This window comes from Streptomyces sp. NPDC003035 (assembly GCF_042888285.1).
Classification (GTDB): domain Bacteria; phylum Actinomycetota; class Actinomycetes; order Streptomycetales; family Streptomycetaceae; genus Streptomyces.
On the sequence record NZ_JBIAPJ010000013.1, the window covers coordinates 1 to 18,361 of the forward strand.

Annotated in this window: 17 protein-coding genes and 1 pseudogene; 5 read left to right on the forward strand and 13 right to left on the reverse strand. The window is 72.8% G+C overall.

The window, feature by feature from the left end:
• Together ACFYV5_RS32530 and ACFYV5_RS32535 are read left to right on the forward strand one after the other, a co-directional pair.
• Positions 1-187 (forward strand): annotated as a pseudogene (locus ACFYV5_RS32530) (IS200/IS605 family accessory protein TnpB-related protein); the annotation flags it as partial.
• A gap of 50 nt (positions 188-237) precedes the next feature.
• Positions 238-981: an ABC transporter permease gene (locus ACFYV5_RS32535; RefSeq protein WP_389174564.1), complete on the forward strand. Its 744-nt coding sequence runs from the start codon at positions 238-240 to the stop codon at positions 979-981.
• Positions 982-1,240: 259 nt separating this feature from the next.
• On the opposite strand, the gene ACFYV5_RS32540 is transcribed toward ACFYV5_RS32535, so the two are convergent.
• Positions 1,241-1,906: an HAD-IA family hydrolase gene (locus ACFYV5_RS32540; RefSeq protein ID WP_389174567.1), complete on the reverse strand. Its 666-nt coding sequence runs from the start codon at positions 1,904-1,906 to the stop codon at positions 1,241-1,243.
• A gap of 144 nt (positions 1,907-2,050) precedes the next feature.
• The gene (locus tag ACFYV5_RS32545) at positions 2,051-2,986 is read right to left on the reverse strand and encodes a peptidoglycan-binding protein (RefSeq protein ID WP_389174570.1); all 936 of its coding nucleotides are present in this window, start codon (positions 2,984-2,986) and stop codon (positions 2,051-2,053) included.
• 180 nt (positions 2,987-3,166) lie between these two features.
• Between ACFYV5_RS32545 and ACFYV5_RS32550 the strand changes: the two genes are divergently transcribed.
• The gene (locus ACFYV5_RS32550; protein WP_389174573.1) at positions 3,167-5,221 is read left to right on the forward strand and encodes a DHA2 family efflux MFS transporter permease subunit; all 2,055 of its coding nucleotides are present in this window, start codon (positions 3,167-3,169) and stop codon (positions 5,219-5,221) included.
• Positions 5,222-5,224: 3 nt separating this feature from the next.
• Here the strand turns inward: ACFYV5_RS32550 and ACFYV5_RS32555 are convergent, their stop codons facing one another.
• Positions 5,225-5,701 (reverse strand): GNAT family N-acetyltransferase, encoded by a 477-nt coding sequence (locus tag ACFYV5_RS32555; RefSeq protein ID WP_389174575.1) that lies wholly within the window; start codon positions 5,699-5,701, stop codon positions 5,225-5,227.
• Positions 5,702-5,742: 41 nt separating this feature from the next.
• On the reverse strand, positions 5,743-6,069 hold the full coding sequence (locus tag ACFYV5_RS32560) for an antibiotic biosynthesis monooxygenase (protein ID WP_355108645.1): 327 nt from the start codon (positions 6,067-6,069) through the stop codon (positions 5,743-5,745).
• Positions 6,070-6,081: 12 nt separating this feature from the next.
• Between ACFYV5_RS32560 and ACFYV5_RS32565 the strand changes: the two genes are divergently transcribed.
• Positions 6,082-7,212, forward strand: a complete 1,131-nt coding sequence (locus ACFYV5_RS32565; RefSeq protein ID WP_389174580.1) for a serpin family protein — start codon at positions 6,082-6,084, stop codon at positions 7,210-7,212.
• Here the strand turns inward: ACFYV5_RS32565 and ACFYV5_RS32570 are convergent.
• The 3 genes from ACFYV5_RS32570 to ACFYV5_RS32580 form a co-directional block, all read right to left on the reverse strand.
• Positions 7,176-7,844, reverse strand: coding sequence for an O-methyltransferase (locus ACFYV5_RS32570; protein WP_355108649.1), 669 nt, complete (start codon positions 7,842-7,844; stop codon positions 7,176-7,178). The two genes, ACFYV5_RS32565 and ACFYV5_RS32570, sit on opposite strands and share 37 nt — an antisense overlap.
• Positions 7,841-8,887 (reverse strand): DUF2330 domain-containing protein, encoded by a 1,047-nt coding sequence (locus tag ACFYV5_RS32575; protein WP_389174583.1) that lies wholly within the window; start codon positions 8,885-8,887, stop codon positions 7,841-7,843. The genes ACFYV5_RS32570 and ACFYV5_RS32575 overlap by 4 nt, the downstream gene beginning before the upstream one ends.
• A gap of 137 nt (positions 8,888-9,024) precedes the next feature.
• Positions 9,025-10,272: a cytochrome P450 gene (locus ACFYV5_RS32580; RefSeq protein WP_389174586.1), complete on the reverse strand. Its 1,248-nt coding sequence runs from the start codon at positions 10,270-10,272 to the stop codon at positions 9,025-9,027.
• A 274-nt stretch (positions 10,273-10,546) separates the two neighbouring features.
• Here ACFYV5_RS32580 and ACFYV5_RS32585 point away from each other — a divergent pair, with 274 nt between their 5' ends.
• Positions 10,547-11,725 carry a steroid 3-ketoacyl-CoA thiolase gene (locus ACFYV5_RS32585; RefSeq protein ID WP_355108655.1) on the forward strand — a complete coding sequence of 393 codons (1,179 nt, stop codon included), beginning with the start codon at positions 10,547-10,549 and terminating at the stop codon, positions 11,723-11,725.
• A 147-nt stretch (positions 11,726-11,872) separates the two neighbouring features.
• On the opposite strand, the gene ACFYV5_RS32590 is transcribed toward ACFYV5_RS32585, so the two are convergent.
• The 6 genes from ACFYV5_RS32590 to ACFYV5_RS32615 all read right to left on the reverse strand — a co-directional run bounded on the left by ACFYV5_RS32590 (position 11,873) and on the right by ACFYV5_RS32615 (position 18,262).
• Complete coding sequence (locus ACFYV5_RS32590; RefSeq protein ID WP_355108657.1) at positions 11,873-12,274, reverse strand: transglycosylase SLT domain-containing protein; 402 nt, start codon at positions 12,272-12,274, stop codon at positions 11,873-11,875.
• 283 nt (positions 12,275-12,557) lie between these two features.
• Complete coding sequence (locus ACFYV5_RS32595) at positions 12,558-13,466, reverse strand: ECF transporter S component (protein ID WP_389174874.1); 909 nt, start codon at positions 13,464-13,466, stop codon at positions 12,558-12,560.
• 8 nt (positions 13,467-13,474) lie between these two features.
• Entirely contained in the window at positions 13,475-15,223 is a 1,749-nt protein-coding gene (locus ACFYV5_RS32600; RefSeq protein WP_389174591.1) for an ABC transporter ATP-binding protein, read from the reverse strand.
• Positions 15,220-16,329, reverse strand: a complete 1,110-nt coding sequence (locus ACFYV5_RS32605; RefSeq protein ID WP_389174594.1) for an energy-coupling factor transporter transmembrane component T — start codon at positions 16,327-16,329, stop codon at positions 15,220-15,222. Before ACFYV5_RS32605 ends, ACFYV5_RS32600 begins: the two co-directional genes overlap by 4 nt.
• Positions 16,326-17,000: an SCO2322 family protein gene (locus ACFYV5_RS32610; protein WP_389174596.1), complete on the reverse strand. Its 675-nt coding sequence runs from the start codon at positions 16,998-17,000 to the stop codon at positions 16,326-16,328. Before ACFYV5_RS32610 ends, ACFYV5_RS32605 begins: the two co-directional genes overlap by 4 nt.
• Positions 16,997-18,262: a prenyltransferase/squalene oxidase repeat-containing protein gene (locus ACFYV5_RS32615; RefSeq protein WP_389174877.1), complete on the reverse strand. Its 1,266-nt coding sequence runs from the start codon at positions 18,260-18,262 to the stop codon at positions 16,997-16,999. The genes ACFYV5_RS32610 and ACFYV5_RS32615 overlap by 4 nt, the downstream gene beginning before the upstream one ends.
• Positions 18,263-18,361: the final 99 nt, after the last annotated feature.

Sequence of the window (18,361 nt, forward strand, 5' to 3'; positions counted from 1 at the left end):
GACCGCCCAGGCCCCATCGGGCACCCTCGGGCGTGAGGAAACCCGCCCCCGCATCCCCGGACCACGCACACGATGCGCGCCGCCCGGACGCGGAGGGAAAGCGGGCAACCAGAACGCCCAAAACCGTTCGGGGCGTTCGGCTGAGCATGAGTCCTGGCAACAGGACTCACTCCCGCTCAGTCTCTAGGAACGGTATGACGGAACGACAGTTCCGTTTCCCGGCCCTACGGTTGGCGTGTGCTTCTGGAAGTGAACGTCACCTTCGCGGTGGTTCTCGCCGTTCTGCTCGGCGTGGCCGCGGGCGTCGTCGCGCTCGCCCGGCTCGGACGCGCCCGCGACACCCTGATCGCGGGCGGCCGTGCGGCGGTCCAGCTGATCGCGGTGTCGCTCGTGATCGGCTGGGTGATACGGCACCTGCCGCTGCTGCTGGGGTTCCTGCTGCTGATGTACGGGGTGGCCGTGTGGACCGCCGGGCGGCGGGTGGTGCCGTCTCCGGGGCGCGGCTGGTGGTGGGCCGGCGTGCCGATCGCGGCGGGCGTGGTGCCGGTCGTCGGGACGCTCGTGCTCGCCGGGCTCGTACCGGTGCGGGGCGTGGCGCTCATCCCGGTGACCGGCATCCTCATCGGCGGCGCGCTGACGGCCACCGTGCTGGGCGGGCGGCGCGCGCTGGACGAGCTGGAGACGCGGCGGGGCGAGGTCGAGGCGGGGCTCGCCCTCGGTCTTGTCGAGCGGGAGGCGCGGCTGGAGGTGGCGCGGCGGGCGGCGTCGGACGCCCTGCTGCCGGGCCTCGACCAGACGCGGACGGTGGGGCTCGTCACGCTGCCGGGCGCGTTCGTGGGGATGCTGCTGGGCGGGGCGTCACCGTGGGAGGCGGGAGCGGTGCAGCTGTTCGTGCTGGTGGCGCTGCTGGTGGTCCAGGCGGTGGCGGTGGCGGCGGTGCTGGAGCTGGTGGCGAGGGGCGCGTTGACGCGTGGCGGGTGACCGGGGGCGGGTGGCCGGGCGCCTGTGAGGTGCCGGGTCCCGGGGGCCTGGTCTCACCCGCGGGTGGGTCCGGGGTCCGGGGCCTCCGGTGGGAGGTGTGCGGACTGCGTCTCACCGCGCTCCGCGCGAGTTCCGACGCCTTACGTCCGCACACCCCCCACGCTCCGGCCCTGGCCCCCGTCGCGTTGTGTCCCGGCTGCGGCCCGGGGGCGAGGGAGCCGGTTCCGTCGGGTTGTGTTCCGGCTGCCGGTCGGTGGCGTCAGGCCGGGAAGGTGAGGCGGATGCCCTCCGCGACGGGTTCGACCTCCAGCGCCGTGAGGTCCATGACGTGGACGTCCGGGGCGAAGGCCGCCGCCCTCGGGCCCACGCCGATCACGCGCATCCCCGCCGAGCGCCCCGCCTGTATGCCCGCCTCGGAGTCCTCGAAGACCACGCAGTCGGCCGGGTCGAAGCCCAGTTCCGCCGCGCCCTTGAGGAAGCCCTCCGGGTCCGGCTTGCTCGCGCCGACCCGCTCCGCCGTGACCCGGGTCTCCGGCATCCGCAGCCCCGCCGCGCCCATCCGCGCCTGGGCGAGGGCCTCGTCCGCCGAGGTCACCAGGGCGTGCGGGAGGCCCGCTATGGCGGTCATGAAGGCCGGGGCGCCCGGGACGGGCACGACGCCGTCGAGGTCGGCGGTCTCCTCCGCCAGCATCACCCGGTTGTCCGCGTGGTTCTGCTCCATGGGCCGGTCCGGGAGGAGGACGGCCATCGTCGCGTACCCCTGGCGGCCGTGGACCACCTTGAGCGCCTGCTCGGGGTCCAGTCCGTGCCGGACGGCCCAGCGGCGCCAGCAGCGCTCGACGACGGCGTCCGAGTTGACGAGGGTGCCGTCCATGTCCAGGAGGAGGGCGCGGGTCGTGAGCGTTGCCGGGGTGATGGCGGGCATCGACGGTCTCCAGAGGGGTGGGAGGAGAAACAGAGCGGTCCCGCCCGCCGGTCAGGGAGTACGGGCGGGGCCACTTTGTTTCTCCACGATACAAAACGCGGGGCGGTCTCCGCCAATCCGTCCCGCATCGCGGACCCCGGCGGCTCAGTCCGGGGTCTGTGCCTCCAGGGCCCGGCGGGTCTCCGGCCCGTACACGCCCTTCTCGTCCTCCTGGATGTACTGCCACGACTGGAACCTCTCGACCGCGCGGCGCACCTGCCGGGAGTACGAGCCGTCGATCGGGCCGTCGTAGGCCCGCACGTGGGTCAGCCGCCGCTGCAGCTCCTCGACCTCGGCCCCGGAGTCCCCGTAGCGGAGGGTGGGGCCGGGTGTGTCCGGGGTGGGTGTCGGCGTGGGGGAGGAGGTGGTCCGCGTGGCCGAGGGGGGCGGCGGGGCGGCGGGCGCGGTGGTGGCCCGCGTGGTCCGGACGGCGGAGGGCGAGGAGGACGCCGAGGCGGACCCTGAGGGCGAGGTCGAAGGGGAGGCGGAGGCGGAGGCCGAGGCCGAGGCCGAGGTGGAGGGCGTGGTGGACGGCTCCTCGGAGACGGCCACGTTCTCCGACGCGCTCGTGGTGACCGTGGGGACGGCCGCCCGGTCGTCCGTCCCGCCGTCGTCGTCCAGCAGCCCGGTCGCGACGGCCGCGGTGCCGATGACGGCCACCGCGACCGCCGCCGCGAGCGCCACGAGCGCGCCGCGCCGGCGTGTGGCAGGCCGCGGCTCCGGCTCGTCGTACCCGCGGTATCCGTCCCCGCCGTACGCGTCGCCCCCGTCGTACGCCTCGTCCTGGTCGACGCCGTTGCCGACGCCGGGCAGCAGCAGCGGCATGGTCTCGGCGGCATCCCCGGCCGGCTGCGCCACCGGCGGCGCCGCCACGGGCGCCGGCGTCCGCACAGGCGGCGGTACGGGGGGAGCCTCCGGCGCCTCGTACGTGCCCGGCTCCGGCGCGTCCAGCGTCACGTACGGCCGGATCCGCAGCGGATCGAAGTCCTCCGCCGCGGCGATCTCCGCCTGGACACAGGCGCAGCCCGGTCTTCTCTCCACACCACATTCAGGACAGACCTGTCCGACCATCGAGGGTCCCCTCCCCAATCCAACTGCGAGCGATTATGCAGGCCGCTCCCGTCGGTCGGACGAACCGCGGCCCCCCTCGGCAGGCCATAAGCGGACATAACAATCAGGATGGAGAGGTACTGCCCCCGAGGACACCCTCCGGAGATGCCCATGGCCCAGGAAGTACGCACGCCGGACGTCGGCGGCGACCCCGCGCCGGGGGAGGGGCGGAGTCACCGAAGCGTCGTCGTCGCCATCGGTGCGCTGCTGCTCGGCATGCTGCTCGCCGCACTCGACCAGACCATCGTCTCCACCGCTCTGCCGACCATCGTCAGCGAGCTCGGCGGCATGGAGCACCTCTCCTGGGTCGTCACCGCCTACATGCTCGCCTCGACGGCGGCGACCCCGCTGTGGGGCAAGCTCGGCGACCAGTACGGCCGTAAAAAACTCTTCCAGGCCGCCATCGTCATCTTCCTCATCGGCTCGGCCCTCTGCGGCATCGCGCAGAACATGCCGCAGCTCATCGCCTTCCGCGGCATCCAGGGCCTGGGCGGCGGCGGTCTCATGGTCCTGTCGATGGCCATCGTCGGCGACCTCGTCTCGCCCCGGGAACGCGGAAAGTACCAAGGGCTCTTCGGCGCCGTCTTCGGCGCCACCAGCGTCCTCGGACCGCTGCTCGGCGGACTGTTCACCGAGCACCTCTCCTGGCGCTGGGTGTTCTACATCAACCTGCCCATCGGCGTCGTCGCCCTCTTCGTGATCGCCGCCGTGCTGCACATCCCGGTACGCGGCACCCGGCACACCATCGACTACCTCGGCACCTTCCTCATCGCCTCGGTGGCCACCTGCCTCGTCCTCGTGGCCTCCCTCGGCGGCACCACCTGGGACTGGGGATCCCCGCAGATCATCGGGCTCGCCGTGCTCGGCGCCGTGCTCCTGGTGTGGTTCGTGTACGTCGAGAAGCGCGCCGCCGAACCCGTCCTGCCGCTGAAGCTCTTCCGGATCCGGACCTTCACGCTCGTCTCGGTCATCAGCTTTGTCGTGGGCTTCGCGATGTTCGGCGCGATGACCTATCTGCCGACCTTCCTCCAGGTCGTCCAGGGCGTCACCCCGACCATGTCCGGCGTCCACATGCTGCCCATGGTCCTCGGCATGCTCCTCACCTCGACCGCCTCCGGCCAGATCGTCTCCCGCACCGGCCGCTGGAAGGTCTTCCCGATCACGGGCACCGCCCTCACCGGCCTCGGGCTGCTGCTGCTCAACGAACTGAAGGAGACCAGCTCCACCTGGGAGATGAGCGTCTACTTCTTCGTCTTCGGCGTGGGACTCGGCCTGGTCATGCAGGTCCTGGTCCTCGTCGTGCAGAACGCCGTCTCGTACCAGGACCTCGGTGTCGCCACCTCCGGCGCGACCTTCTTCCGGTCCATCGGAGCCTCCTTCGGCGTGGCCGTCTTCGGGACGATCTTCACCAACCGGCTCACCACCAAGCTCGACGACGCGCTCGCCGGCCGGCCGCTGCCACCGGGGACCGGACCCGAGCGGATCGCGGCCGACCCGCGCGCCATCGCCGCGCTGCCGCCCGAGCTGAGGCCGTCGGTCCTGCACGCGTACGCGACCTCGATCACCGATGTCTTCCTCTACGCGGCGCCCGTGGTCCTCATCGCCTTCGTGGTCGCCTGGTTCCTCAAGGAGGACAAGCTGCGCGGCTCGGTCACCGCCCCCGACACCAGCCAGACCCTGGCCTCCAACCCGGTGGAGCGGTCCTCGTACGACGAGTGCGCCCGCGCCCTGTCCGTGCTCGGTTCACGCGAGGGACGCAAGGCGATCTACGAGAAGATCACGGCGAAGGCCGGGCTCGATCTGCTGCCCGCCGCGAGCTGGCTGCTGCTGCGGATCCGCCGCCACGGCACCGTGGAACCGGCCCGGCTCGCCGAGACCACCCCCGTACCGCTGCGGGCCATCACCGAGGCGTCCCGCCAGGTGGAGGAGCGCCGCCTCGCCCGCCGGGAGGGGCTGCAGCTGATGCTCACCGACGAGGGCGTCGAGGCGGCGGTCAAGCTGGCGAGGGCGCGCGAGGAGTCGCTCGCCGAGCTGTTGGGGGACTGGTGGGGTCCGGACCGGCCCACCGACCTGGTGAAGCTGGTGGAGGAGCTGACCTCCGAGCTGAGCGGCTCGGACGCGGAGCGCCCCCACCTGCCCGAGCCGCCCCGCGACCATCACGCGTGACGTCTACAGCTCCTTGCCGTACCAGATGTCCATGTACGGACCCTCGCAGTACGCGGGGATCTCGACGTACCCGTGGCGCGTGTAGAGCGCGCGCGCCTCTCTCAGGTCCAGGCGCGTGTTGAGGACCATCCGGCGCGCTCCGAGCGCGCGGGCGGCGTCCTCCAACCGCCCCATCAGCGCCCCGGCGCCGCCCGTGCCCCGAAACGCGTGGCGCAGGAAGACCCGGGTCAGCTCGGCGCGTTCCTCGTCGAGGAGCAGCACACCGCCGCAGGCGGCCGGCTTCCCCTCGTACCGGCCGACCAGGAACTGGCCGGTCGGCGGGGTCAGCAGCTCCACCCCGTCGTTCGTCAGGCCCTCGTCGATCTCCGCCGCCGTCGCGGGCCGCCGCCAGTAACGGCTCGCCACGTCGTCGTAGTAGTCGCGGCGCAGGGCGGTGGCGTCCGGGGTGCCGACGTGCTCGGGAGAGAAGGTCCAGGTCATGCGCGTCAGTGTGCCGGGCATGACCCGTACCCGTCGCGCGATTACTTGGGGGACGCCTGCTGCACGACCTCGAACGACCAGAGCGTGGAGCCGCTCGCGGCCGGCTTCGGGCGCTCCTCGGCGGATCCGCCGCCTCCGCCCCCGTGGGCGGCCTTCATGGAACCGCTCATCCAGTTCTGGAAGTCCTCCTCACTGCGCCAGCGGGTGTACACCAGGTACTGGTCCGTACCCTCCACCGGACGCAGCAGCTCGAACCACTCGAAGCCGTCGGAGCCCTCCACGGCCCCGGCACGGGACGCGAAACGCTGCTCGAGGACCTCGCGCTGTTCGGCCGGGACGGTCAGGACGTTGATCTTCACGATGCTCATGAGGGGCAGGATATGGGTGGTACGGAACTGATCACGCGCGCGGAGGCCGTCCGCGCCCTCGCGGAACGCTGGCTGCCGCTCCTCGCCGGGGAGGCCGGCGAGGAGGACTTCGTCTGCTCGCCCGCCGGGCTGTGGCTGGCGCTCGGCGCTGTCGCCGCCGGGGCGCGCGGGGAGACCGCCGAGGAACTGCGGGCGCTGCTCGGGGTCGCGGGCGAGGAGGCGGCCGAGGCGGTGACGGTCGTGGCGCGCGAGCTGGGGCGGACCGGTGCGCTGGATGTGGCGACCGGGGTGTGGAGCCGGATTCCGCTGCTCCCCGCGTATGTGAAGGCGCTGCCGGACGCCGGGTGCGGGGCGCTCGACCGGGACGCGCAGGTGCGGCTCGACGCGTGGGTACGGGAGTCCACCGGCGGCCGGATCGAGCGGCTGCCGCTCGCGCTGGACGGCTCCGAGGCGCTCGTCCTCGTCAACGCGCTGGCCCTCAAGGCGTCCTGGCGCGCTGCGTTCAGGGCGTCCCTGACCCGGGACGAGCCCTTCACGGACGCGAACGGCGACACCGTCTCCGTACCGACGATGCGTCAGCTGGTGTCCGCGCGCCGGGTGTGGACCGTGGACGGGGTGATCGTCGTGGAGCTGCCGTGCGAGGGAGAGCCCGGGCCGCTGGTCCGGTTCGTTCTCGGCCCCGAGGGCGCGGGCGTCGCCGAGGTGCTGCCCGCGGCCTGGGCGCCGGCCGCGCGGCGGAGGCCGCTCGCCGCCGAGGCCGTCGATCTCGCGCTGCCCCGCTTCTCGCTGCGGACGAAGACCGATGTGCACGCGCGGCTCGGGGCCCTGGGGGCCGGCCTCGCGACCCGGGCGGAGGCCGACTTCACGGGGCTCGCGGCCGAGCGGCCGCTGTGGATCTCCGCCGCCGTCCAGGAGGCCGTCGTCCAGGTCGCGGAGGAGGGCGTGGAGGCCGCCGCCGTCACCGTCGTCGCGATGACCCGCGGCGGCGCTCCGCCCCGCCACGAACTGATCGCGCGGGTCGCCTTCGACCGGCCCTTCGGGGTGGTCGTGCTCGACGGCTCCGGCGAGGTGCCGCTCTTCGCCGGCCGGCAGTCGAGTGTGCCCCGCTACGCCACCACGCGGGCGAGCAGCAGCCCGTCGTAACCCTTCAGGCCCACCGTCTGGAACGCCGTCGCGTCCAACCGGGGCTCGCGCGCGATCAGTTCGAACATCGCGCGGGTGCCGGTGATCGCCGGGTCGTCGGAGTGCTCGTCGGCGATCCTCCCGCCACGCACCACGTTGTCGACGATGACGACCGTGCCGGGGCGGGAGAGCTTCAGGGCCCACTCCACGTAGTGCGGGTTGTTCACCTTGTCGGCGTCGATGAAGACGAGGTCGAAGGGGCCCGCGCCCTCCGACTCCAGGGCCGGCAGGGTGTCCAGGGCCGCGCCCGTCCGGACCTCGACGATCGAGTCGAGGCCGGCCCGGGCGATGTTGGCGCGGGCCACGTCCGCGCGGGCCGGGTCGTACTCCAGGGTGATCAGCCGGCCGTCGGCCGGCAGCGCCCTGGCCATCCAGATCGTGCTGTAGCCGCCGAGCGTGCCGATCTCCAGGACCGTGCGCGCGCCCTGCATCGCGACCAGCAGGTTCAGCAGCTTGCCCTGGTTGGGGGCGACGGCGATCTCGGGGAGCCCGGCGGCCGTGGAGTCGGCGAGGGCGGCGGCGAGCGCGTCGTCCGCCGGGGTGAGCAGATCGGTGAAGTAGCGGTCGACGGTGATCCACTGATCGTTGGTCATGCGGCCGAACGTACCGCAGGGCGCCGCTGCCGGACGCGTACCGCCACGATCGCCCCGGCCGCCACCAGCACGACCCCCACGGTGAGGAGCCAGACCGGGACGCCGCCGATCGTGAGCAGCCGGTCGTGGTAGATCACTTCCCGGTACGGGGTGTCGGCGACGGTCCTCAGCTCGTGGTCGCCGTCGATCAGCGAGGGATCGGGGAACTCCTGGTCCAGGGCGGTCAGATGGACCGGGCTTCCGCCGGTGAGCGCGGCCACCGCGCCCTCGGGCTCGATCGCGCCGGCGAAGGTCACCTCGGGTGCCCGCCCGCCGATGTCGTCGCGCGGCTCCATACGGTGGTCGGCGAGGACGTACAGGCCGAGGGACTGCGGGGTCTTCGCCAGGCGGGAGAGCCGCATGGGATAGATCAGCCGCTCGCTGGCGAAACTGATCCGCAGCGGGTCGAGCTCACCCTGGAGCGCCGCGCCGTCCGCGTCGGGCGCGAGGCGCACCGCGACGTACTCCCACTTCTGCGCGACGTACGGCCGGAGCTCGGCCGCGAGCCCGTCGGAGAGCTCGAAGCCGTTCTTCTCCAGCCAGCCACTGAGCGCCTTCGGGTCGGTGGCGGTGAGCCGTGCCACGTCGAAGGGGCCGAGCCGCTCGCGGCCGACGACGCCGACCGCGCCGTCGCCGGGCGGCGCGGCGGCCGCACCGTCCCCGGCGCCGCCGGCGAAGGGCCAGTCCTTCGCGCGCGGCCAGAAGTAGTGCCGCTTCCTGTGCTCGGGCCGGGTGAGCTCCTCGAGTTCGTCGAAGAGCTCCGGGTCGCCCAGCGTGACGTCGGCCCGGCCGGGTACGGGCATGATCCAGGCGGCCCGCTCGGCGTCGCCGCGCACGGTGAAGCGCATGACGATCTGTTCCGTCCGGCCGTCCCAGCGCACGGCGGAGGTCTCCCGGTCGACGCCGATGCGATGGTTCCGGTCCGGGATCATGGCTCCGCAGCCGCACGCGTACGCCGGTGCGACGAGTGAGCCGAGCTGGAGCGCGAGCAGCGCGACGAGCATGGTCAGAAGTCTGTGTGTCCCCCGCATGCCCCCTCAGACGCGGAGCACCAAGATCCGGTTCCGCGGCTGGAGCCTGATGGGAGGAGGCGGGGGCGGGAGTCCCAGGCGTAGGGGGTGAGCTCCCGCCGCCCGGTCCGTCAGGAGCCGACCCGGACCCTCAACTCCTTGATCCCGTTCAGCCAGGCCGCGCGCAGCCGGCGCGGCTCGCCCACGAGGCCGAGATCGGGCAGCTCGTCCGCGAGCGCGTTGAAGATCAGCTCGATCTCGTTGATGGCGAGGGACTTGCCGAGGCAGAAGTGCGGGCCTCCGCCGCCGAAGCCGAGGTGCGGGTTCGGGTCGCGTGTGATGTCGAAGACCTCGGGGTTCTCGAAGACCTCGGGGTCGTTGTTGGCGGAGGAGTAGAAGAGTCCGATCCGGTCGCCCCTGCGGACCTTCTGGCCGCCGATCTCGGTGTCCTGCGTCGCCGTGCGCTGGAAGGAGACCACCGGGGTCGCCCAGCGCACGATCTCCTCGGCGGCGGTCGCCGGCCGTTCCCGCTTGAAGAGTTCCCACTCCTCGGGGTGGGTGAGGAAGGCGTGCATGCCGTGGCTGATGGCGTTGCGGGTGGTCTCGTTCCCGGCCACCGCGAGCAGCAGCACGAAGAAGCCGAACTCGTCGGAGGAGAGGTTGCCCTGGCCCTCCGCGGCGACGAGCTGGGTGACGATGTCCTGGGCGGGGCACTTCTTGCGCTCGGCCGCCAGGTTCATCGAGTAGCCGATGAGCTCCATGGCGGCCTCGGCGCCGATCTCCTCGGTGATGGCGTATTCCGGATCGTCGTACGCGATCATCTTGTTCGACCAGTCGAAGATCCGGGCGCGGTCCTCCTGCGGTACGCCGATGAGCTCGGCGATCGCCTGGAGCGGCAGCTCGACCGCGACCTGGCTGACGAAGTCGAAGGACCCGTCGGCGGCGGCGTTCCGCTTCGCCTCCTCGACGATCGCGCGGGCGCGCTCGCACAGGGCCGTCTGCAGGGCTCGGATGGCGCGGGGGGTGAAGCCGCGCTGGACGATCTGGCGGACCCTCGTGTGCTCGGGTGGGTCCATGTTGATCATGATCAGTTTCTGGACCTCGATCTGGTCCCGGGTGATGTGCTCGTTGAAGCGGATGATGGCCGTGTTCTCCGTGGAGGAGAAGAGTTCGGGGTGTGTGGAGACGTACTTGACGTCCGCGTGCCGGGTGACGGCCCAGTAGCCCTCGTCGTCGAAGCCGGTGATGCCGCGCGGCTGGGGGCACCACCAGACGGGCGCCGTCTGCCGCAGCCGGGCGAACTCCGGCAGGGGGATGCGGCTCTGGAGCAGATCGGGGTCGGTGGCGTCGAACCCTTCGGGGAGGTGAGGGCAGGGCATCGGCAACACACTCCATGTCTGAGGCACTTGTCCGCCGGATGTCTGACGGCCCATCAGAAGATGCCCGCAAGGTAGTAACGGGTTCTACAAGTCGCAAGGCATGCGACGGGAACTGTTGCCGGTGATCGGTGCACGCGGGTGCGTGCACAACCCTTGCGTACCGGCGGTAGCAGTCATAAGACTTCAGTCAGAACTAGAACGCGTACCAGTTCCCCGTACCGCCCCCGTCGCGGAGTGCCGGGACACCCCGCCCGGGCGAGGAGAGGACGAGCTCATGGCCGCGGAACCCGTCATCGTCGAAGCAGTACGCACCCCCATCGGCAAGCGCGGGGGCGCGCTCGCCAATCTGCACCCCGCCTACCTCCTGGGCGAGACCTATCGCGAACTCCTCGGGCGCACCGGCATCCACGCCGACTGCGTCGAGCAGATCGTCGGCGGCACCGTCACCCACGCCGGCGAGCAGTCCATGAACCCGGCGCGCAACGCCTGGCTCACCATGGGGCTTCCCTACGAGACGGCCGCCACCACGGTCGACTGTCAGTGCGGCTCCTCGCAGCAGGCGAGCCACATGGTCGCCAACATGATCTCCGCCGGGGTCATCGACGTCGGCATCAGCTGCGGAGTGGAGGCCATGTCGCGTGTCCCGCTGGGCTCCGGCTCCAAGCACGGGCCCGGGAAGCCGTGGCCCGACGAGTGGAACGTCGACCTGCCCAACCAGTTCGAGGCCGCCGAGCGCATCGCCCGGCGCCGCGGCCTCACCCGCGAACGGGTCGACTCGCTCGGCCTGCTCTCCCAGGAACGGGCCGCGAACGCCTGGGCCGAGGAGCGCTTCAAGCGCGAGACCTTCGCCGTCCAGGTGCCGACCACCGAGGAGGAGCAGGCCGCGGGACAGGGCATGTGGCGGCTCGTGGACCGGGACGAGGGGCTGCGCGACACCAGCATGGAGGCGCTCGCCCGGCTCAAGCCGGTCATGCCGACCGCCGTGCACACCGCCGGCAACTCCTCCCAGATCTCCGACGGCGCCTGCGCGCTGATGTGGGCCTCCAAGCGCATGGCCCGTGCCCTCAAGCTCAGGCCCCGCGCCCGGATCGTCGCCCAGGCCCTGGTCGGCTCCGACCCGCACTTCCACCTCGACGGACCGATCGACGCCACCCGCGCCGTCCTCGGCAAGGCCGGCATGTCGCTCAAGGACATCGACCTCGTCGAGATCAACGAGGCCTTCGCGTCGGTGGTGCTGAGCTGGGCGCAGGAATTCGACCGGGACCTGGACGGTCTTGAGAAGGTCAACGTCAACGGCGGTGCCATCGCGCTCGGTCACCCGGTGGGGGCCACCGGGGCGCGCCTGATCACCACCGCCCTGCACGAACTGGAGCGTACGGACAAGGAGTTCGCGCTGATCACGATGTGCGCGGGCGGGGCGCTGGCCACCGGGACCATCATCCAGCGGCTGTAGTCCGCGCCCGGGGTCACAGAAACGCGGCCCGAGAACCGCCGGCCGAGAAACGCGGTCCGAGAAACGCGGGCCGAGAAACGCGGCAGGCCCCGCCCCTCCGGTAAGGAGGGCGGGGCCTTGCGGGAGCGCGGCTGCCGGCGGGGACTCTTAGTACCAGCCGTTGGCCTGCCAGAACGCCCAGGCGGCGTTCGGGCTGCCGTAGCGCTCGTTCATGTAGTTGAGGCCCCACTTGATCTGGGTGGCCGGGTTGGTCTTCCAGTCGGAACCGGCCGAGGCCATCTTGGAGGCCGGCAGGGCCTGGACCAGGCCGTAGGCGCCGCTGGACGAGTTGGTGGCGGAGGGGTTCCAGCCGGACTCGTGGGCGACGATCTTGCTGAACGACTGGTACTGCGAAGCCGGGACGATCTGCTTGGCAAGCTCCTGCGGAGTCGCGGCCGAGGCCGTGGACGTCGTGCCGAGCACCGCACCCGAGGCGCCGAGCAGCACGGCTGCCGAGGCGGCGAAGGTCTTCTTGCGGGACGAGACACGAGTGGAGAGCGAGCGGAACACGAAGCGACCTAACGTCGGGGACATGGGGTGCGCCGGGCGTTTTCGGCAAGCCGGAACCAGAGCCCGGGGAATCCGGATCCTGGGGGGAATCGGCCTGTCCGAGGCGCTGCGCTGAGCGCTGCTGCCTGGCGACGTCCACCAGACAAGCAGGGCTGGAACGCCGATGCAATGACCCCCTGTACGACGCGGATTCGGAGGTACAGCAGAAGGCGGATGTCGAGAGTCGGGCGTTTTCGCAGGTCACGCCCGGCTATGGGGTAATTTGCCTGGGTATGACCCGCTCCTATTTCGCTTCGTACGTGACGTAGGTCCTGTGGGGCGCCTCACCCGGAGGGGGCTCTTCCGGGGCCCCGAATGTGACCTGGGCCTCGAAGTTCGCCCGCCGCGTGGCCCGCCGGAGTGCCTTGAGGAGCGTCCCGCCGACCGTCAGGGTGAGGACGACGGTGAGAGCGGCCCGGCCGAGGTCCCAGCCGAGGGAGGTGGCGAGGACGTAGGCGAGGAAACGGACCAGGTTCTCGTGGACGGGGTCGCCGGGGGCGAAGGAGATCCCGGTCCCGAGGCCCCCCACCGTGACCCAGCCGTACAGATTGGTGACGGTGCCGTACGCGAACGCCGCCAGGAACCCGTACGCCGACAGCATCAGCAGCTCGGCCCGGCCACGGAGCCGTACGGGTCCCGGCAACAGACCCGCGCCCATCGTGAACCAGCCCATCGCCAGCATCTGGACCGGCATCCACGGGCCCACACCGCCCGTGAGCAGGGCGGACGCGAACATCGTCACCGCCCCGAGGACGAAACCGAACCCCGGCCCGAGGACCCGGCCGCTCAGCACCATGAGGAAGAACATCGGCTCCAGGCCCGCCGTCCCCGCCCCGAGCGGCCGCAGCGCCGCCCCCACGGCGGCCAGCACGCCCAGCATCGCGACCGCCTTCGCGTCCATCCCGCAGTCGGCGATGGTGGCGACCACGACCGCGATGAGCAGGGGCAGCAGGGCGGCGAAGAACCAGGGGGCGTCGGCGGCGTGCGTGGTGACGGCGGAGGAGGCGTCCGCGAAGAGGGGCCAGCCGATGGCGATCAGCCCGGTGAGGGAGACCAGGACGAGCGCCGCGACGGAGCGGGGACCGAGCCGGACGGGTCCTCTGGCGGGGGCGCCGGCCTTCCGCGGGCGTCCCGGGGCCGAGCCTCCGTTCACGGCTGTCTTCACAGCGCCTTCCTGACCTGCTCGACCGTGAGCCACGGCTCCGGGGCGAGGATCTTCGCGACCTGAGGGGAGAAGGCGGGGGAGGAGACGACGACCTCGGACGTCGGACCGTCCGCCACGACCTCGCCGCCCGCGAGGATCACCACCCGGTGCGCCAGCTCGGCGGCCAGCTCCACGTCGTGGGTGGCGAGCACGATGGCATGACCGGCGGCGGCCAGCTCGCGCAGATGCGCGACGAGACGGGCCTTGGCCGCGTAGTCAAGACCGCGGGTCGGCTCGTCGAGGAGCAGGAGCGGGGGGCGCCCGGTGAGGACGACGGCCAGGGCGAGCGCGAGGCGCTGGCCCTCGGACAGGTCACGGGGGTGGGTGTCGTCCGCCACGCCCGGAAGCAGCTCGGACACCAGGGACCGGCAGGTCCCGGGCGGGGCGTCGGCGTCGGTGTCGGCGGCGGAGCATTCGGCGGCGACCGTGTCCGCGTAGAGGAGATCGCGGGGCTCCTGCGGTACGAGTCCCACCTGGCGGATCAGCTCGCGCGGATCGGTCCGGTGCGGGACGCGGCCGCCGACGAGGGCGGTGCCGGAGGTGGGCGGGATCATGCCGACGAGCGTGTTGAGCAGCGTGGACTTGCCGGCGCCGTTACGGCCCATGAGCGCGACGGTCTCTCCGGGGGCGACGTGGATGTCGATGTGACGGAGAGCCTCGACGCGGCCGCGGCGGACGCCGAGGGCGCGGACGTCGAGGAGGAGGGTGGGTGCGGGGGCGTGGGTGCCGGTGGTGCGGCGCCGGAAGAGGGAGAGTCCCGCACCCCACCCCTTCCCGAAACCCTGCCGGGGGCTGGAGGGTGGTTGACCTCCGGGAGCTGCCGCCCGCCCCTCCGCCCCGCCGGATCCCGGCAGGCCGGTACCTGGCTGGGGGCTGAGCGCCCCGGGCGGCTGCGGGGTGCGGTCCTTCAGGCGGGTGCGCAGAGGGGTTGCGCGGCGGCGGGCGTCGCGGATGGTCAGGGGGAGCGGGGTCCAGCCCGCCAGGCGGCCCAGCGCGACCACCGGGGGGTGGACCGGTGAGATCGCCATGACGTCGGCCGGCGGGCCCATGACCCCCTCCGGGAGCAGCAGCACCTGGTCCGCGTACTGCACCACCCGCTCCAGGCGGTGCTCGGCCATCAGGACCGTCGTGCCCAGGTCGTGCACCAGGCGCTGCAGCACCGCCAGGACGTCCTCCGCCGCCGCCGGGTCCAGTGCGGACGTCGGCTCGTCGAGGACCAGGACCTTGGGGTGCGGGGTCAGCACCGAGCCGATCGCCACCCGCTGCTGCTGGCCGCCGGAGAGCGTGGCGATCGGCCGGTCGCGCAGCTCCGCGAGGCCCAGCAGGTCCAGGGTCTCCTCCACCCGGCGCCGCATCACCGCCGGCGCGAGGCCCAGGGACTCCATCCCGTACGCCAGCTCGTCCTCGACCGTGTCCGTGACGAAGTGCGCGAGCGGGTCCTGGCCCACCGTGCCGACCACGTCCGCCAGTTCGCGCGGCTTGTGCGTCCGGGTGTCCCGGCCCGCGACCGTGACCCGGCCGCTCAGCGTGCCACCCGTGAAGTGCGGGACGAGCCCCGACACCGCGCCGAGCAGTGTCGACTTGCCGACCCCCGACGGGCCGACCAGCAGGACGAGTTCGCCCTCGGGGACCGTCAGGCTCAGGTCCCTCAGGGTGGGCTCGCCGGCGTCCCCGTACGTCACCGAGACGTTCTCGAACCGGATCACGAACACTCCTCGGGTACAGGGGCGACGAACGCGGGCACCAGGCCCACCAGCAACGACAGCGCGGGCCACACCGGCAGTTCCGGCGCCACCAGGGGGACGACCCCGGGATGCAGCGCCTCGTACGCGTAGCCGTTCGCCCAGATCATCAGCGCGGCCACCGCCACCCCCGAGCCGGCGACCAGCCACGCCCGCACCCCCCACCGGTCGGGCCGGTACCGCGTCCGTACCGCCCGGCGCCCGCCGAGCCGGAGCCCGGCCAGCGCCGCGACGAGACCGGCGACGACCAGCGGCAGCCCGTACCCCGCGCCCTGCGCCGCCAGCAGTCCGTACGACCCCGCGCACACCCCGAGCAGCCCGCCCAGGGTGAGGACGTTCGTCGTGCGCCGCACCGCCGCCGGCACCTGCGCCGTCCGCCCGTAACCCCGCGCGTCCATCGACGCCGCCACCGCGATCGACCGCTCCAGCGCGCCCTCCAGGACGGGCAGCCCGATCTGGAGCACCGCCCGGACGCCGCCCGTCGGCCGCCCCCGCAGCCGCCGGGCCGTCCGCAGCCGCACCACGTCCGCGACCATGTTCGGCGCGAAGGTCATCGCCACGACGACGGCGACCCCCACCTCGTACAGCGCGCCCGGCAGCGACTTGAGCAGCCGCGCCGGGTTGGCGAGCGCGTTCGCCGCGCCCACACAGATCAGCAGGGTCGCCAGCTTGGCCCCGTCGTACACCGCGAAGACCACCTGCTCGGCGTGCACCCGGCCCCCGATCCGTACACCCTGTGCCCACGCGGGCAGCGGCACCTCGGGCAGCGCGAACAGCACGTGCGTGCCCGGGATCGACGAGCCGAGGACGACCGAGAAGACCACCCGCAGGAACACCACGAACAGACCCAGCTTCACGAACGCCCCGTACGAGCGCGCCCAGGGCGCGTCCGTGCGGCGGGCCGCGACGACATAGCCCGCGACCCCGACGATCAGGCCGAGCAGCAGCGGGTTGGTGGTACGGGAGGCGGCCACGGCCAGTCCGAGCGCCCACAGCCACCAGGCGCCGGCGTGCAAGGCGTTGGAGCGGTTCGCCTCGGGGGCACGGATCGCCTCGGGGGCACGGATCATGCGCGGTGGCGCGCCTTCCAGACCGCGGCGCCACCGAGCGCGAGGACGGCCGCCCCGCCGACGACGATCCCGGCGGAGGGGCCGCCGTCACCGTCCGCCGGCTTGGTGACCGTCGCCGTGGGATTCCCGGTGGGCATTCCCTCAGTGGTCCATGGGTTGGTCTCCGCCACCTGCTCACCGCAGCCCTTCGCCGGATACCCGGCGATCCCGCAGAGCAGGGCCGCGCTGTCGTACCGCAGCGGCTTCACCACCGCGGCCAGCGCCTCCGCGCCCGTCGCGTCCTCGCGGACCCGCGCGCAGCCGGTCCTCAGCGCCGGTGCGGGCGGCGTCTCGCCCCGGGGGGCGTCCGCGGGCGAGCCGAAGTCGACGACGACCGCGACCCGCTTGGTGCCCGCCTTCTTCTCGACGCCCGAGCAGATCGCCGAGAAGTCGGGGCCTGCGGAGGGCCGGGAGGCGTCCCCGGTGTCCTCGCTGACCGCGAAGCGGAAGCCGATCGCGTCCCCGTCCGCGGGCCGGGCGGTCGCCGGACCCTGCGTCGCGTACGCCCAGGTCCCGCCGCCGTCGCTCTGCCAGAACGACCAGTAGCGGTACCCGGCGGCCTCCGCCGGAGCGGCGGCGGCCAGCGTGAGGACGATGCCGGCCGCCGCTCCGATCAGGCGGGCGGTCCTCACTTCTTGCGCCCGCTCACCAGGAAGCCGATCCCGACGCCGACGACCATGCCGATGCCGATGATCCACCACACGTCGAAGGAGCCGGAGTCCCCGGCGCCCTCGCTCGCCGACGGGGTCGCGGACGGCACGGCCTGAGGCGCGGGGCCGGTGGCGTTCAGCTCCTTGACGAGGTCGACGGAGCCGAAGGCACGCGGGTCGGTACGCATCGCGTTCGCGGCGAGGACCAGCTGGGCGTAGGCGGCGGGCCCGTTCTCCTTCGCCCACGCGGCGGAGTTCTGCCGCAGCCAGGCGAACGCCCCCTCCGCCTCCTTCGTGGCACCGCTCGCGGCGAGCGCGACGACGGCGTCGGCGGTGTTGCCGTGGTCGGGCAGCGGGGTGGGGTCGGTGGCGCCGGGCATCGGCGGCGTGTTCAGGTGACCGGTCCCGGCGAGCGCGCCGGCCAGGTAGGAGGCGCCGTTGCGGGCGGCCCGCTCGACGGTCGGCTCGGCCAGGTCGGTGCAGGTGGGGGCCTGGGCGGGCGTGACGGAGCGGGCCGCGATGCTCTTGCCGATTCCGGCGAGCGCGGCGGCCGCGGTGGCGTCGGCGTTCGCGAGGAGCTTGCCGTTCTTGTCGGGCTGGTACGCGAAGGCGCCCGCCCCGTCCTTCGTCGCGCAGGGGATGGCGAAGGAGAGCAGCGCGTCGTACGGCGTCCTGCCCTCGGCGGACTTCACCTCGCCCGGCTTCTGGCCCAGCGCGGCGAGGGCGCCGATCACGATCGAGGTGGAGTTGGCGTCGCTCGGGCTGCCGGGGTTGTAGCCCCAGCCGCCGTCCTTGTTCTGGACACCCTTCAGCCAGCCCGCGGCGGCGTCGACGGCCTTACCGAGCTTCTCCTGAGCCGCGCGGTCCGTGCTGCCGGGCTTGACCGCGGCGAGCGCCTGGACGGCGACGGCGGTGGCGTTGGTGTCCAGCATCGTCGCCGGGTCGCAGGGCTTGGCCGGGTCCGGGCGGTACGAGGCGAAGGCGCCGCTCTCGCACTGCTGGCCGCTCAGCCACGCCACCGCCTGCGCGGCGGGCTGCACCCCCTGGGTGCGCTGGGCGATGAAGGCGAGCGACTGGCGCCAGACACCGTCGTACGTCGGGTCCTTCGTGCCGTAGAGGCCGGCGGGGATCACGGGTGCGGGGGTGGGTGTGGGGGAGGGCGCGGCGATCGCGGCGGGGGCCATGGCGGTGCAGAGCACCGCGGCGGCGGCGAACGCGGCGGCGCCGCGGCGGACGGTGGTCATGCGTGCTGGCCCGGTGGTCATGCGTGCTGGCCTCTCCTGCGGCCGGGCACCGGCACGCTCAAGGCACCAGGCTCGGCTCCGTATTCCTCGACGGTGCCG